Raw genomic sequence first — 14,219 nt, 5'->3', positions numbered from 1 at the left:
CGGCATGGCACCGCACCCCATTTTTGCAAAACAGGCCCAAAAGGCCAAAGGGTTTTGCACAGCACTGTTGGCCATAACCGCGCTTGTGGCCACCACACACGCAGCCCTTGCCGCCCCGCGCCATGCCCCAGCCCCCGCACCTGCCACAGCACCCAGCTTTACCGCAGAACAGGCAGACCACGGGGCACAGATTTACGCAGGCACCTGCGCCATGTGCCACGGTGCAGCGCTGGAAGGCGCGCATGATATGCCGCCCCTGCGCGGGCTGTTTGTAGCCCGCTGGGCCAACACACCGCTCAACAAGCTGTACGCCTACATTACCCACGCCATGCCACTGATGGCGCCGGGCACCCTGCCCCCGCAGGACAACATAGACATTATGGCCTTTCTGCTGCGTGAAAACGGCACAGAGCCGGGGCATACTCCCTTACCGGCGGATGAAAACCGCTTGGCGCAAATGGTGTTTCCCGCCCCCAATGCGCTGCCGCCCGTAAAAGCGGCACCACCGGGCAAGGCCCCGCGCACACGGTAAAAAATAACCCCGCCCACTGTTTTATAGCGGGCGGGGTTTTTAAAATGTATCTGGCATTTTGGTCTGTTTTACAAAACAGCCGGTTTATTTACCACTTAAAGCCAATGCTGCCTTGGGCATTTCGGCGCTCTCCATAATAGCACCATTCCTGCCCGTAAGAGGCATAGGCCATGCAATTGCCGATATACTTTTTATCAAACAGGTTGCGCACGCTGGCCGCCACGCTCCACCCACGCAGGGAGGGAGAAAGGTTGGACAGATCATACCCGATGGAGCCATCAAACACCGTGTATTGCGGCACATGCACGGTGCCGTAAGAGGCCTGGCCCCCATAGCTTGGGGCGGAATAGCGCAGGCCGCCGCCAAAGCCAAAACCCTTCATCACCCCTTTGGGCATAGTGTAATAGGCAAACAGCGAGGCATTGCCCTTGCCAGACTGCATAAGCGGCTTGCCGGTGGAATCATCCTTTACCTTCTGCACACTTACGGCTGCGGTAATCATCAGGTTTTTATAGGGTTCGGCGTGGGCTTCAAATTCAAAACCATCTGAATGTACCTTGCCACTTTGCGTATTGTAGCCCAGATTCCCCACAGCCACCAACACGTTGGATTGCTCGATATGGAAGCCCGCAGCCGTAAGCAATACGGATGTGCCGGGGAACTGATACTTCACGCCGCCTTCAAGCTGTTTACCCAGTGAGGGATCTGCCTGATGGAAGCTCTGCCCCCCATTGTTGGACACAATGCCAGATTGCGGCTGGAAGGATGTGGAATAGCTGATGTAAGGCGCAAGCCCGAAATCAAAGTGATACAGGCCAGAGGCGCGCCATGTAATCTGGCGCGGGCTTTCACTGGTGCCGGTGTGGCTGATATAGTTCATCTGGTGGGATCTGTACCAGTCATTCCGCAAACTTCCTGTAATAATCATCTTTTTCCAACGAAGTTCATCCTGCGCGTACATGCCAATCTGGTGTGAATCTGTCTGGTAGCTCATATACGGGCTGCCCATGTTGGGCATGGTCATGTGGTAATCGGGGTGCAGCACGTTCAGAGAGGGCGCCGAGGCATAATAGCCCACTTCTGATGCGCTCTGCTGCATGTAGTCAAACCCGAACATCATGTCATGCGTCACAGGCCCGGTGCGCACATGGCCCTTAAACTGGCTATCAAACGCCAGATTATGCGTGTGCTCGTTGGTGCCAAAGGCGGAACGGGCCAGCATTGTGGGGTCTGTATCGTAATAGCCGCTATCATACACGCTGCGGTAAATGGTTTTGATGTCATCATACCGGCCGCGGGTGCTAAAGCTCCAATTATCATTAAACTTGTGGTTCAGAATATAGGTAATGCCGCCCTGCCTGCGGTTGAACTTTTCAAAAGGCACGTCACCATCATAAAAGTTGCGCGGCAGATAGCCGTAGGAGGCACGTTTGAGAGAGCCCACAAGCGGCACGCCGCCATAGGTGCCGTTTTCGGGGTCGTACTGATAATTGCCCAGCAGGGTGAGCGTGGTAGGGCCTTTGGCGCCAAAGGTAAAGGCCGGGCTTATGGAAAAACGGCGGCTGCCGGTGCGGGCAAGCTGGCTGTGCTGACCGTTAACCGTGCCATAAAGCCGATACTGTACGGAACCATCCTTGGTGGCATAACCGCCTACATCGGCATCCACGCGGTACAGATCAAAACTGCCGCCTGTGGTGGTGATATCTCCGTAAAACTGTTTGTCTATCGGCAGTTTGCTGGAAAGGGCCACAAGCCCGCCGGGGCTGGATTGCCCATACAGGGCAGATGCCGGGCCTTTTAACACCTCCACCCTATCTAGGCGCGATGTATCTGTTTGCGCTGTGGCGTACCCGGTGGGGCTGCTTTGCACCTTCAGCCCATCCAAAAAGGTGGGCACGGTAAAGCCACGCAGCATGAACTGATCATACCGCGTGCCCACGCCACCACCACGCAGATCAGACGTAATGCCCGCCGCATAACGGATGGCCTGATTAAGGCTGAGCACGCCGCGCACATCCATCTGGTCCCGCGTAATGACTGTAACAGACTGGGCTGTTTCAATCAGCGGTGTGTTGGATTTGGTGGCGGATGAGGCCATGGTGGAGGCCCTGCGTGCGCGCACCTCCACCCCTTCCACATGCACGGCAGAGGCGGGTTTCTGGTTGGCGGCCCGGCCCTGTTTTGCCGCCGTGGCCCCAACCTGTTGAGATGGCCCGGTGCTTGTGCTCCGGGTTGCTGCAAGAACCTTACCGCTGATGAAAAATGTAAGGGGAAGCGCACAAAAGAGAGTCGTATTGCGGTTCATACCCGTATGTATCCTGTGGTTCCTGCTGAACTTGTGGCTGGGCAGTTACCAATAATGCGAATCATTTTCAAGAATTAATAACGGGCAGATTTTTGGGGGTTTTGTGCCCCAGCGTGCCTCTTTTTGGGAGCTGTTTCAGGGAGCAAAAAACATAGGCTGCACCCCCACACACAGGCGCGCACGCAGCACCACTAAGGCCACAAAGTGGCGGCGATATTTTATAAATATTCTTTTAAGGTTCGGGCGTTTTTAAAACAGAACACGCCACATGTGGCAGAGCAAAAAGGGGCAATACACCCCTATGCCCCTGCCTGCCTTACCCTTTGGGCCAACACTGTTTATGCCCCGCTTTTGTGGGGGCAAACAGGGCGCGCGTGCTCTCTAAAATTTGCGGATGAGAACAGATTGCAGTTGTAACTGTGGCGTTAGGGAGACACTTCCCCCTTGCTGGCCCAGCCATCTGCCGTATCCAGCGCAGGCCCCAGCCCCCCAAGCGGAAAGTTTATGGTCAGCACGCCAGCACCGCGCTTGGCCAACATCAGGTGGCCCGTGCTGCCACGGCGCAGGGCGTCCATCAGCTCCAGCGTAAAGGTGGCCTGCGCCACGCAGCCTCGGTTATCGCAATAATCCCACTCCAGCGGCACGGGCGCGGCGTTATCCACCCCCAAAAAGGAATGTTTGCTTAATGAAAGGCCAAGCGGCACACGCACGATAATTCTGTAAGGTGCATCCGATAACCGCACCGTGCCGTTGGGGGGCACGGCCCGGATAACCTGCATGCTACCAATAAGGCTGACAATGTGGTGCTGCACATCGTTCATCTGAAAATTCTGCGTTACACCACATACAAACGGCTTGCTGGTGGCACTGTTAAAATTGCACTGCCAGCCCCAGCTCTGGATAATGCCGCTTTTGCGGTCTATCTGGAGCGTACCTGCCTGCCCTGTGCCTACGGGGCCTTTATCATGCAGCGTATCGAGCAATGTATTATCTTGTGAAGGAGATGTGCTGGCAGCCTGCGCCGCACCCCCCAGCACCCCCGCCACAATACCACAGGCGGCAAAAAGCCCCGCTTGTGCAAAAAGCACTTTTAAAAAACGCTGCCGGGCCATAGCTCTTGCTCCTGTTGTTTGCGTTATAAACCCGCCTGCCGCCACTAGGGCACAGGCAGGGCGGCGCTGCACCGCACGAAGGATTCCTTATCGCGGAAAATAAACAGCACGTAGTAATCCAGCGCGCGACCACGCCTGCGGGTGGTGTGGGTGTAAAACGGAAATACATCCTGCGGGGGGCCGTATTCTGGCGGCAGGGGGTCACTCTCCAGCAGGGTTTCCACCCTAAACAGCGGCACATAAATATGCACCGGCCCAGGGTTGCGCCGCACATGCCACAAATTGCGCCGAAACTTGCGCAACCGGTCTGGCAGAATGAAGATCATGTTTTCTTCAATAAACCGCTCATCCGGCTGGGCACGGCGCAGGTAGCGCGCGTCATCGGGCATATCGCAAAAAAAGTTGTAACCCTGTATTTTCATGCTTTTCTATTCTGTATCTTCATCTGCGTTTTCTTGCTCCATACGCAGTTCCTGCAAGGTCTTGCCCTTATACTGCCAATAAAGTGGGCCACGGAACGCCCGTTGTTTAGAGCCTGAGCGTGCAAACAATATGCGCGCGGCATCTGAAAGACTGACAACCTTGCCCTCAAACTCCACACTTTTGTTGTTATGCACAGTGCAGGTTATGGCGGGGTCCCGCACCCATGTCAGCACCGCGCCAGGTGGAATATTTACCATACCAAAGTTAAACCGCTCTGCCCGGCGTTGTTCCCTGTTCAGGGCGACCATATCGTTTTCATCTTCCGCACCGGCATCTTCTGAAAGATCCAGTTCCTCACCGGGCATAACATCCAAAATGGCACGCGCGCATTCCGGGTCCAGCCGAAAGAACTCGCGGCTCTTATTAACTCTGTGGGGATCAAACGCCTTATGCAGCGCGGCTTCCACCTGCCGGCAACTGGGCACATGCTTGGCGTAAAAACATTCAAACGGCACCGGCACGCCAGATTGATACAGGGAACGCATGCGAGCTGTGACATCCCGCGCAATGCCTATTTTTATCAAATCCGGCATTACCGGGTTTGTCAGCACATAAACATAACCGGCATCGGCGCCTATTTCGGCATTTTCTTCGGGGTCATATCCACTGGGCTGGGGCATGGGGGTCTCCTTTAATCACTCTGCTGCCCCTTCCATACTGCGCGCGCGCAGGCCACAAAACCCCCGGCACCGGCCCGGCTGCCATTCGGGCCTCTTAACAGTTTGGGCATTATGCGGCACAGATACACTTCCGCCCTTTTTTACCGCCCGGCGTGCCTGTGCTGCCAAGGGGCACCCAAACCAGAAGGACACCTGGCCATGCGCTTTTTTGCCCCTTTTTTCCGCTCCGGCCTTTTTGCGCTGTGCGCTGCGGGCACGATGCTGGCTGGCTGTGCAGAACCCCGCACCCCCACCACGCCAGAAGGCAAGGAAACCCCGGTGGCCGCCACCGGCCCCAAAGGGGTGTATGAAGCCCGCGGGAACGAACCCTTCTGGAACATGACGTTGGCCGATGGCGCGCTTTCTGTTGAAACACCGGATGGCCCGCGCATGGCCCGTGTGATCCGCCATGCGTATTCTGAAGCTGGCACCCGGTATTATGAGGCATCGGACATAAAAGCCGCCCTTACCGCCTCTGCCTGCACAGATGGCATGACCGGGCAGGTGTTTACAGATACCGTAACCCTAACAACCGCCACCAAAACCCTGCACGGCTGCGGCGGCAACCTTGTGCCCCCCACCAGTTTGAACGATACGCGCTGGGTGGTTACCGCCATGGATGGCCGCAGGCTGCGCGGCGGCAATTTTGTGCCCGATACGGATGACAGCGCCACGGATGAAAACCCCAACCCGGCGGCAGACATGTTTGCCCCCACGCTGGACATTAACGATACGGGCAAGATTTCTGGTTCCGATGGCTGCAACCGCTATGTGGGCGGGCTGATATTTGGGCCAAAGGGCAGCGTAAAATCCATACCCGCAGGGGGCATTAGCACGCAGATGGCCTGCATTGGCAAACAGAACGATATTGCCAACACCTTCCGCCCGCTGCTGAACAGCGTAACCGGCTGGACAACAGATGGCACACACCTTGTGCTGCAAACCTCCGGCGGCAAAACCATTCGCTTGCGGCAGGTATTTTAACCCTTTGCAAACGGGCTGGTGCATCACGCAGGCGTGAGAGCACGCGGCCCTAACACCGCCGCCGCGCCAGCCCCATATATAAACAAAATGTGCCCGCCCACCCCGTGCAGGAACCTCTGCCGGGGCAGGCCGTTACAGGCATATCGCCCCCTTATCTTTTATGTTCGAGAAGGCGCTTTTGTATGATTTCAGCCAGCAAAAAAGTATTTCGCAACGTGGCTCTGGGTGTCACACTTGCCATTACGGTGGCCCCGGCGGCTATCAGCGCGCTGGTTTCCACCGCCCATGCCGAGCGGAGCGAACGCTTTGCAGGTGATTTTAGTGCTGAGCACAATGCCACATCGCACCCCAGCGGCAAGGTGGATGCGGTGTTTTTCCCTTCCACGCATGAGCTGCGCTATACCATTACATGGGATGGGCTGAGCGGGCCGGTTACGGTGGCGCATTTTCATGGCCCGGCAGATCCGGGGCAGGAAGCCGACCATATGATTACCCTGAAAGGCCCGTTTAAAAGCCCGTTTTCTGGCACGGCTGTTTTAACCGCAGAGCAGGAAAAGGCACTTAGCGCGGGCAAGATGTACGTCAACCTCCACACCGCCGCCTACCCCAAGGGGGAAGCCCGCGCGCAGTTGACATCTCCTTACCCTGACCACGCGCAAGACTCCAACCACACCTAAGCTGCGCACATAAAAAAGGCCCCGCTGCCTGCACCCAGTATAAGGGCCAAGGCAGCGGGGCCTTTTTGCGTTTTATGCCCAAAAGGCAGGCATGGGCCACAGCTTACAGGTGCTGCTCTCCTTCTGGCTGAGGCTCAGCCTGCGGGCCGGCATTGTTTTGCGGGTTGGGCTGCATGGTGCCGGGGGTGGTAGAATGTTCTACATCATACGCTGTGGCTTTTTGCTCATACGTGCCTTTTGCGCCGGGGTGTTCCTTATCATACAGCGCAGCTTTGGCGCGGGCTTCCTTACGGTATTCGTGCCGGCGATACATGCCCGCAACACACCCGGCCGCCGCACCCAGCACAGCATGATGGTTGGCCACATGGCCGCCCACGGCACCGGCAGCGCCATACTTCAGGCAGCCGCCCGGCTCGCTGGCGTTTGCAGCGGTGCCAATGGTGGCGGCCATAACGGTGGCAAGGCCAAGGGTTACAATCTTACGCATTAGTTTATATCCGTCTTTCTAGTGCCTGCCGGTTGGGCGGGCATCTGCCAAACTTCTACAATCAGATAGATAGGGCAGCCGTTTTGTTCAACTCCGGCAGAGTAAGCTGCAAACCGTGGCAGAATGTGGGCCAAGGCCAGAGACAGCACAGCCTATTGCGCGGGTGGCCCATAGGCATTGGGGCCTTGCGTGCCTTTGGCACAAACAAGGTAAATCCAATACATGATGCCTATATATGGAACAAACCATAAAACAGAAAACCAGCCGCTGCGGCCCAGATCATGGTTTCTTCTAACCAGAGCGGAAACAATGGCAAACAGTAAAAACACATATACAAATAAAAGCGCTGTATAAAACACATAAACCGCTGTTACGGCGTTTATGGAGGCAGCTGCATTATTATTAAGCACAGATACAGCATATAAATGCGCAATATATGTCAACGCAAATATTACAAGCAGCCAAAGGCTCCATACCCGATAATCGGAAACAGACAGGCGGCCCGTATATTTAAAACTTTGTTTAAACTGCCTGAGCAGAATAGACATACGGCGCCTCTGTTCTATGGCGGCCTAGGCAAAAGCCCGCCAGCATGGGAGCCAGCGGGGCAGCCTGTTTTACAAAGGGGCAAAACGCACGCGCCCTAGCGCACACCTCTGGCCTGTGCGGCAGCCTGACGCGCAAATTCGGCCTGTGCTGCGGCCTCTCGCGCTTCCGCCTTTTGCGCCACTTCATCCTGAATGGCCTGTTGCGAGGGCAGCGGCGTATAGGGCACCGGCTTGGGGGCCACCACAGCAGGTGGTGGAGCAGCCACAACCTGCTGCGCGGGGGCAGAAACCGCAGGCGGCGCAACATGCGGGGCAGCCGCCACGGCGTGCGGCGCAACATACGGAGCAGATGGCACAGAGGGCGCCACCACAGCCGGGCGCGGGGGCACAGCACGTGCAACAGGGGCAGAAACCGCACGCGCGGGGGCTGTAACCTTGGGCATGGCGGCCACACCGGCGGGAACAGCCGCCGCAGCCGCAACAGGTGGCGCTGCACGAATGGGGGGAGGCGGTTCCGCCGGCCATCTTGGTTTTTCATCCGTGGCGCGCTGGTTATCCACTGCGGGCGCGGCATCGCCATTGCGGGCGGCCTTCAGCAGGTCTGGCCCCATCAGGGCGGTGCGGGAGCACACGGCCTCACGCTGGTCCCGGTTGAGGGTGCGGGTATCAAACATCTGGTCCGGCCCAAGGCGCAGCATGCCAATGCCGCCCCATGCGTAATCGGACGAATCGCGCACATCGGGCAGTTCTGCCAGCTCACGCCCCAGCATGTTCACCGTGGTGTCTGTTATCAGCTTGTTGTGGTAGCAAAAATACATCAGCCCAGCCACGTTGGCCGCATTTGTGCCCAATACGGTGGGTATGCCATCATAGTCCAGAACACCGGGGGCGGCTGTGGCAACTGTCATGGGGGGTGGGCCGGGGCGCATCTTCATGATCTGCAGCCCGTAATGAGGGTTCTTCTCCGCCGCATAAGCCGCCGGGGGCGCGGCCAGCAGGGCAGTGCAGGCCCCCAACGCCAGAAAAACAGGACGGAATCCCAACATCTACTTTGTTCCTTGCTTTGGTCTGGCCGCAGAATACGGAAAAACCCCACCTGCCAGCAAGGCCCGCCGCACGGGCCATGCCGCATAAACTTGCGCATAGATGCATGATTCCACACCCACGGCCACCCCCACACTGGCCGGCACGCTGGCTTACACCCCTGTGAGTGGCACATACACCCCATAGCGGGCAAAAAAGGCACACAGTGGATTTTGTGTAATGTGTGTATAGAGTGAGCATAAATATGGCTGGGCCTTCTTCCTCCTCTTCGGTGCGGGTTTCTGCGCGGCGTATTCTGGTGCTGGACCTTCTGGCCGGGTATGTGGATGCGCTGGGCTTTGTTTATCTGGGCGGGCTGTTTGCCTCCGCCATGACAGGCAACACCACCCATCTGGCCGCCGCCCTTGTTGGGGGAATATGGCCGCATGCGTTTATGTTGCTGGGTATTTTGGCCACGTTTTTTGTGGTGGCCATGTTGGCCACTCTGGCGCGGCTGCGCTGGCAGGCGGCCATTGGCATAGCCTGTGTGGGCGTGCTGCTGGGGGCCACGCAAATTGCCATGCTTACACCGTGGCACCGCACGCTGGCCCTTGTGCTGCTGCCCGCCCTTATGGCCGTGCAGGGCGAGACAATAGCCCGCTTTTCCGGCACCGCTATCCAGACCATTGTCATCACCAGCAACCTTTTAAAATGTGCCTCTGCCCTGGCCACATCTTTGGCCGCACGTTGGCCGGGCAGCACCGTAAAACCGCCTGCACCGGGGGCAGCCCTGCTGCCGGGGCTTTCCTGGCTGGGGTTTGCGGCGGGGGCGCTGTGTGGCACTCTGGCCATGGCGTGGCATATGCCGCTGCCCTTTATATGGCCCCTGCCCCTGCTGATTTTACTATATTTGGATATTGCCCGCGCCGAAGCCCATAACACGCCGCCCTAAACGCCACCCACCCTTTTGCGACAAGAGAATGACCTTTCTGCCCTGCCCCTCGCTGCCATCTTCGCCCTTTTCCGCCCTTTTTGTGCGCCGTGCGCGCTGGCTTGTAACTCTGGCGCTGCTGCCCGCGCTGGCAGGCTGCGGGTATATAGACAGCCGCACCGCCCATAAGGGCCAGCTGGCCGTGATTGGCATGACAAACGAGGATTTGCAGGCCTGCGCGGGTATTCCCGACAAAACGCAGAAGATAGATGACCACACCACGATTTATCAGTACGTGCGCTCGGTCAACATGCCTTCCACCAACGATTCCTCGCTGTTTCCGCTCCAGACATTTGTGAACATGACACAAACCACCTTTGGCGGTGCGGGCAAAACCTGTGTGGCCACCATACGCCTGGTGGATGGCCACGTGTATGACCTGCATTACAGTGGCGATAATGACCGTATGATCGGCACAGATGGCGCATGCTCCACCGTGGTGAAAGGGTGCATCCGCTCCCCTGTAGCCTCCACCAACCGGTTTCATGACAGGTTGATCGGGTTTGGCCCGGTTTCGGCCTTTCATCAGCCCAGTATAGAGGCACAAAAGCAGGCGCTGCATACAGCCTACGGGCAGCCAAAACCCCAGCGCGTTATGAACACCCAGCCGGATTCCGCCGCCACACCCTCCTCCGCTGTGCAAGGGGCACAGGGAGTGCAGGCCGCACAACCGCTCACAGGCCCGCAGGCTGTGGCTGCGGCGTGGGCGGCCAAGGCACAGGCGCAGCAGCCCACCACGGGCACAAGCAGCACGGCTACAAACAGCAACGCCCAGCACTAGGCCGGGCGTTTTTGCACCATACGGGCCAAGGCGCATAAGCCCCGGCCCGGCTGTTATAGAGGCGGATGTTAGCCGCGGCCGCGTGCGCCTTCCTGCAACTGGGCTTCCAGCTTGCGCAGGCGTTCACCCAATGCTTTTGCGTGCTCTGGCCGGTCCTTCAACGCAATATCATATTCACGCTTCACCTGCTCCATTTCCCGGCTGATATCCGTGGCGGAGGGCAGATGATGGGTGTGGTTTTCTGTTTTTTCAGACATGAAAAATCTTATCCTTGGTTTTATAAGCCTGCCTTAAACATTGGCTCCGCTCCCTCTGCCCGCAACCCGCGCAAAAGCAGACCAGCATTACCCGCCACAAGGCCATGCGCCAGATAGCGGTTGACCACGCGAGGCAAAAGAGTAAGTGTGACGCTGTTTTGATTTGGCAAGATTCCGGTCGGACTCTGCATGGCGGCTGTGCAACACCTGTTACAGGCAACAGCGCAGGCCCGGCAGCCTGTTTCTGGCGGAGCAATATAAAGGGGTTTTTGGGATGGGCATGTTTTTGTGCGTTGCAGTGCTGGGCCTGGATCTGATGATGTATTTCCTAGGCATGAACGTTACATCTTTTGGTTCTGTTGTGGTGGCCTTTATTATTCCGGTTATCGTAATGTGCAGCTACAGCCTGATCCACATTGAAAAAGACCCGAACCCTTCTTCCGGTCACTAAAAGCACGCTGGCGGGGGTTTCACCCGCCACAGCGCCGCAAAGCCGCCGCAGCCTTGATAAAAGGCCCCGGCGGTTTTTTTTGTGCCTGTATGTATGCGTGTGTTTGTAAGGTGCGGCCTTACTGTGCCGTGCGGGCCAGTTGCGCGTGGGTAAAGGCGCAGGCCCCGTTATGATAGGGCGCGCAGTTTTGTTCCGTGCTGTCTGCCACGCCATGCGCCCCCATACGGAAGGTAATGCGGCAGGACTGGCCATTATATTCCGGATCTGTTGTGACCACCCATGTATTGCCGTGGCGTGTGGCTGCGCCCTCGGCCGATCCGGCGCAGGTATCCCCCACAACTGAAACCTCGGCAAAGGTTTCATCCCCCGTTTGCACCAGTTTGAGCGTGCCCTGCCCACCGGGCATGGTGCCGGTGTAAATCTGGGCGGGTGTGGCAGGCGGCGCATCCTGCGCCAGCGCGGGCGTGGCAGCTATGGTGGCGCAAAACAGGCCCAATGTGCGAAAAAGATGCGGCATGGCGGGTGCTCCCTTTATTGCAAACCGGGCCAACGCCAGCCACCGCACGTTTTTAATGATACATTAGCGCACGAAACAGGCTGACCAGCCCCGGCTGAAGCACATACTGGATAATAAGCAGCACCACCATTGGGCTAAAGTCCATGCCGCCCGGCATTGGCAGCATACGCCGTATGGGGGCCAGCACGGGTTCTGTTACCCGTTCCAGAAACATGCCTATTTTCCAGACAATCTGGTTGCGGTTATCCAGAATGCCAAAGGCATACAGGTTTACAAAAATACAGGCTGCCAGAAGCACCCAGCTATACAGTTCTAAAAGCCGCATCAGCAGCATGAACACGAAAAACACGAACGCCAAACCCTGCCTTGCTAAAAAACCGGGCACACCCTTATGGCATGCCCGCATATCTGCCATTGCGGGCCTACAATACAGCTTGACAGCAAATTGGTAAGCCCTATACACCCAAAAATCACGGAACAGGCGGGGCTGTAGCTCAGATGGGAGAGCGCCTCGTTCGCAATGAGGAGGTCAGGGGTTCGATTCCCCTCAGCTCCACCACCCTCCTGTTCAACCCATTGTTTTTATTGGGTTTTTTGGTGGAAAGTGTAAAATTTACACTTTATTTTCCGCCAAGATAAAACAAAATTATCTATTCTGTTTGTCTTTTCGGCTTTTGTGGCTATCTGACCCCGTTACAATGCGGGAGACTGTTGCCGGGCTGATACCAAACAGCTGTGCAATATCCTTAAGCAACCATCCTTCCAGCCGTTTTTGAATAATTGCCTGCCTTTGGGCAATGGTAATACGGGCACGGCGGCCCATCTTCTTTCCCTGCGCAATGGCCCGTGCGCGCCCTTCCGCTGTGCGTGTGCGAATAAGATCGCGCTCCACATCCGCCAAACCACCCAAAATGGCCAGCATAAGGCGGCCTGTACTTGTACTGGTATCTGTCCACGGCTCTGACAGAGAGTAAAACTGTGCGTTTTTTTGGGAAATTGTTCTGACGATAGAGAATAGATCAAATGTACTGCGTGCCAGCCGATCAAGCCGTGTAACAACCACTATCTGGCCCGCCCGCAAATTGCCAAGTAATTTCTGCAGTTCCGCACGCTTGGTATCTGCTCCACTCGCTTTTTCCCGGTAGATACGCTGGCATCCATATTCTTTGAGAGTTTGTAATTGAAGTTCCAGAGTCTGCCCTATCGTGCTGACTCGGGCATATCCAATTTTCCAGCGTGATTTCTGCATATTCATAAAGGTCTAAACTTTAGAAAAAACAGGGCGTTCCTTACGCAAATCTTGAATTGCGCAAGAACAGATCAGGGCTCTTGCTTAGTTAAAATCACACCTAATTACTTACGCCCCAAAAATTGTTTGTGCAACTCAAATGTAAAATTAAACAAAACATTTTGAATACAAAATATTTTCAAAATTTAAGGATTACGAAAATGGCAGATACAACATACGACTGGGCTGGCGGCGACGGTGACTTTAACAATCCTTCAATGTGGAAGGATGCTTCCACAGGGGCCACTTCCTCTTATCCGCCGAACGGACAAACCCCTGCTGTCATTTCAACTGATACAGACATCACGATCAGTACAGATCCTTCTCCATTTATTGATCCTTATGGAAATCATTATAGTTACGATACCGTTCCACAAACTCTTACATTCTCGGGCACCGGAACAGTGACCTTCACTGGTTCCGATCCGGTTAAATCAAACGGTGGAATTACTATTGGCAGCCAGCAAACGGTTGTTCTTGATGGCGTAACCATGAGCACCTCCAATGGTGTGTCTGGTGGCACAATCAAACTTGAAAATGCTGCAAACCTGAGCGTTAATGCCTCTTTGGACACCACAACCATTGATTTTGGCGGAAATACAACCGGGAGTGGCCACAATACTGTTACGTTAGCCAGTGGAGCATATTCACTTTCCAATATTACAAATTTTACCCCGGATGATTCAATAGTTGTTCAAAACAGCTCTGGATATACAAATATCGAATGGATAAAAACTGGCACAAATACATATGCTTTGGTTGGGGTTGACCAATACGGCGGCACAAGTTCTTCTAAAGGCGAAAACTATATCGCCCAAAATGTTTCTTTTGCCCAGAAAAGCACAGATAGTTCTGGCAACCCAGTTTATTATACACCCGCAGATCTTTACGGTGGAGCAGCAGCTACCGGAACAGTAAGTGACGGAACATTTCAGGGCGATACGTATTATACAGGAAATGGCTTATCTTCTTCCTCTGATAATACATTGGTCATCACCTGCTTCCTTTCTGGCAGCATGATCCGCACCACCAAAGGTGATGTGGCTGTGGAAGACATGCAGATTGGTGATGAAGTTGTTGCCTATGACTGGCAGAACAACAAGGACATCACCCGTTCTGTTATC

General features: G+C 55.8%; 19 protein-coding genes, 1 tRNA gene and 1 pseudogene. 8 read left to right on the top strand and 13 right to left on the bottom strand.

What is annotated here, in order from left to right:
- Nucleotides 1-4 precede the first annotated feature (4 nt).
- The gene (locus CSR02_RS05980; protein ID WP_099540915.1) at nt 5-532 is read left to right on the top strand and encodes a c-type cytochrome; all 528 of its coding nucleotides are present in this window, start codon (nt 5-7) and stop codon (nt 530-532) included.
- An 88-nt stretch (nt 533-620) separates the two neighbouring features.
- Here the strand turns inward: CSR02_RS05980 and CSR02_RS05975 are convergent, their stop codons facing one another.
- From CSR02_RS05975 to CSR02_RS16815, 5 genes are all read right to left on the bottom strand, one after another.
- Nucleotides 621-2,837: a TonB-dependent siderophore receptor gene (locus tag CSR02_RS05975; protein ID WP_099540914.1), complete on the bottom strand. Its 2,217-nt coding sequence runs from the start codon at nt 2,835-2,837 to the stop codon at nt 621-623.
- A 425-nt stretch (nt 2,838-3,262) separates the two neighbouring features.
- Nucleotides 3,263-3,949: an invasion associated locus B family protein gene (locus CSR02_RS05970; protein ID WP_099540913.1), complete on the bottom strand. Its 687-nt coding sequence runs from the start codon at nt 3,947-3,949 to the stop codon at nt 3,263-3,265.
- 44 nt (nt 3,950-3,993) lie between these two features.
- Nucleotides 3,994-4,371: a hypothetical protein gene (locus CSR02_RS05965; RefSeq protein ID WP_042786959.1), complete on the bottom strand. Its 378-nt coding sequence runs from the start codon at nt 4,369-4,371 to the stop codon at nt 3,994-3,996.
- 6 nt (nt 4,372-4,377) lie between these two features.
- Entirely contained in the window at nt 4,378-5,052 is a 675-nt protein-coding gene (locus CSR02_RS05960) for a GIY-YIG nuclease family protein (protein ID WP_099540912.1), read from the bottom strand.
- Nucleotides 5,053-5,067: 15 nt separating this feature from the next.
- Entirely contained in the window at nt 5,068-5,244 is a 177-nt protein-coding gene (locus CSR02_RS16815) for a hypothetical protein (protein WP_208616812.1), read from the bottom strand.
- 6 nt (nt 5,245-5,250) lie between these two features.
- Between CSR02_RS16815 and CSR02_RS05955 the strand changes: the two genes are divergently transcribed.
- Nucleotides 5,251-6,075 carry an META domain-containing protein gene (locus tag CSR02_RS05955; protein ID WP_099540911.1) on the top strand — a complete coding sequence of 275 codons (825 nt, stop codon included), beginning with the start codon at nt 5,251-5,253 and terminating at the stop codon, nt 6,073-6,075.
- Between the two features lie 182 nt (nt 6,076-6,257).
- Nucleotides 6,258-6,752: a CHRD domain-containing protein gene (locus tag CSR02_RS05950; protein ID WP_099540910.1), complete on the top strand. Its 495-nt coding sequence runs from the start codon at nt 6,258-6,260 to the stop codon at nt 6,750-6,752.
- 103 nt (nt 6,753-6,855) lie between these two features.
- On the opposite strand, the gene CSR02_RS05945 is transcribed toward CSR02_RS05950, so the two are convergent.
- The 3 genes from CSR02_RS05945 to CSR02_RS05935 form a co-directional block, all read right to left on the bottom strand.
- Nucleotides 6,856-7,239: a hypothetical protein gene (locus tag CSR02_RS05945; protein ID WP_099540909.1), complete on the bottom strand. Its 384-nt coding sequence runs from the start codon at nt 7,237-7,239 to the stop codon at nt 6,856-6,858.
- Between the two features lie 152 nt (nt 7,240-7,391).
- On the bottom strand, nt 7,392-7,787 hold the full coding sequence (locus tag CSR02_RS05940) for a DUF805 domain-containing protein (protein WP_099540908.1): 396 nt from the start codon (nt 7,785-7,787) through the stop codon (nt 7,392-7,394).
- A 95-nt stretch (nt 7,788-7,882) separates the two neighbouring features.
- The gene (locus CSR02_RS05935) at nt 7,883-8,833 is read right to left on the bottom strand and encodes a hypothetical protein (protein ID WP_099540907.1); all 951 of its coding nucleotides are present in this window, start codon (nt 8,831-8,833) and stop codon (nt 7,883-7,885) included.
- A gap of 242 nt (nt 8,834-9,075) precedes the next feature.
- On the opposite strand from CSR02_RS05935, the gene CSR02_RS05930 reads away from it, so the two are divergent.
- Together CSR02_RS05930 and CSR02_RS05925 are read left to right on the top strand one after the other, a co-directional pair.
- Nucleotides 9,076-9,762, top strand: coding sequence for a YoaK family protein (locus CSR02_RS05930; RefSeq protein WP_099540906.1), 687 nt, complete (start codon nt 9,076-9,078; stop codon nt 9,760-9,762).
- Nucleotides 9,763-9,790: 28 nt separating this feature from the next.
- Nucleotides 9,791-10,582: a hypothetical protein gene (locus CSR02_RS05925; protein WP_099540905.1), complete on the top strand. Its 792-nt coding sequence runs from the start codon at nt 9,791-9,793 to the stop codon at nt 10,580-10,582.
- 68 nt (nt 10,583-10,650) lie between these two features.
- On the opposite strand, the gene CSR02_RS05920 is transcribed toward CSR02_RS05925, so the two are convergent.
- Nucleotides 10,651-10,839, bottom strand: coding sequence for a hypothetical protein (locus CSR02_RS05920; RefSeq protein ID WP_042786968.1), 189 nt, complete (start codon nt 10,837-10,839; stop codon nt 10,651-10,653).
- A 20-nt stretch (nt 10,840-10,859) separates the two neighbouring features.
- Nucleotides 10,860-11,009, bottom strand: coding sequence for a hypothetical protein (locus CSR02_RS16555; protein ID WP_167384105.1), 150 nt, complete (start codon nt 11,007-11,009; stop codon nt 10,860-10,862).
- 104 nt (nt 11,010-11,113) lie between these two features.
- Between CSR02_RS16555 and CSR02_RS16550 the strand changes: the two genes are divergently transcribed.
- Nucleotides 11,114-11,290: a hypothetical protein gene (locus CSR02_RS16550; RefSeq protein WP_167384104.1), complete on the top strand. Its 177-nt coding sequence runs from the start codon at nt 11,114-11,116 to the stop codon at nt 11,288-11,290.
- 118 nt (nt 11,291-11,408) lie between these two features.
- Here the strand turns inward: CSR02_RS16550 and CSR02_RS05915 are convergent, their stop codons facing one another.
- Nucleotides 11,409-11,855 carry a hypothetical protein gene (locus CSR02_RS05915; RefSeq protein ID WP_042786970.1) on the bottom strand — a complete coding sequence of 149 codons (447 nt, stop codon included), beginning with the start codon at nt 11,853-11,855 and terminating at the stop codon, nt 11,409-11,411.
- A 4-nt stretch (nt 11,856-11,859) separates the two neighbouring features.
- On the bottom strand, nt 11,860-12,270 hold the full coding sequence (locus CSR02_RS05910; RefSeq protein ID WP_183172581.1) for a YggT family protein: 411 nt from the start codon (nt 12,268-12,270) through the stop codon (nt 11,860-11,862).
- 20 nt (nt 12,271-12,290) lie between these two features.
- Between CSR02_RS05910 and CSR02_RS05905 the strand changes: the two genes are divergently transcribed.
- Nucleotides 12,291-12,366, top strand: a tRNA-Ala gene (locus tag CSR02_RS05905).
- An 87-nt stretch (nt 12,367-12,453) separates the two neighbouring features.
- On the opposite strand, the gene CSR02_RS05900 is transcribed toward CSR02_RS05905, so the two are convergent.
- Entirely contained in the window at nt 12,454-13,062 is a 609-nt protein-coding gene (locus CSR02_RS05900; protein ID WP_099540904.1) for a recombinase family protein, read from the bottom strand.
- A gap of 155 nt (nt 13,063-13,217) precedes the next feature.
- Here CSR02_RS05900 and CSR02_RS05895 point away from each other — a divergent pair.
- A pseudogene (locus CSR02_RS05895) lies at nt 13,218-14,219 on the top strand (Hint domain-containing protein); the annotation flags it as partial.

It is taken from the genome of Acetobacter pomorum (assembly GCF_002738225.1).
Taxonomy (GTDB): domain Bacteria; phylum Pseudomonadota; class Alphaproteobacteria; order Acetobacterales; family Acetobacteraceae; genus Acetobacter; species Acetobacter pomorum.
The sequence above is the reverse complement of the archived record's forward strand: the minus strand, read 5'-3'. Positions and strand labels throughout refer to the sequence as shown.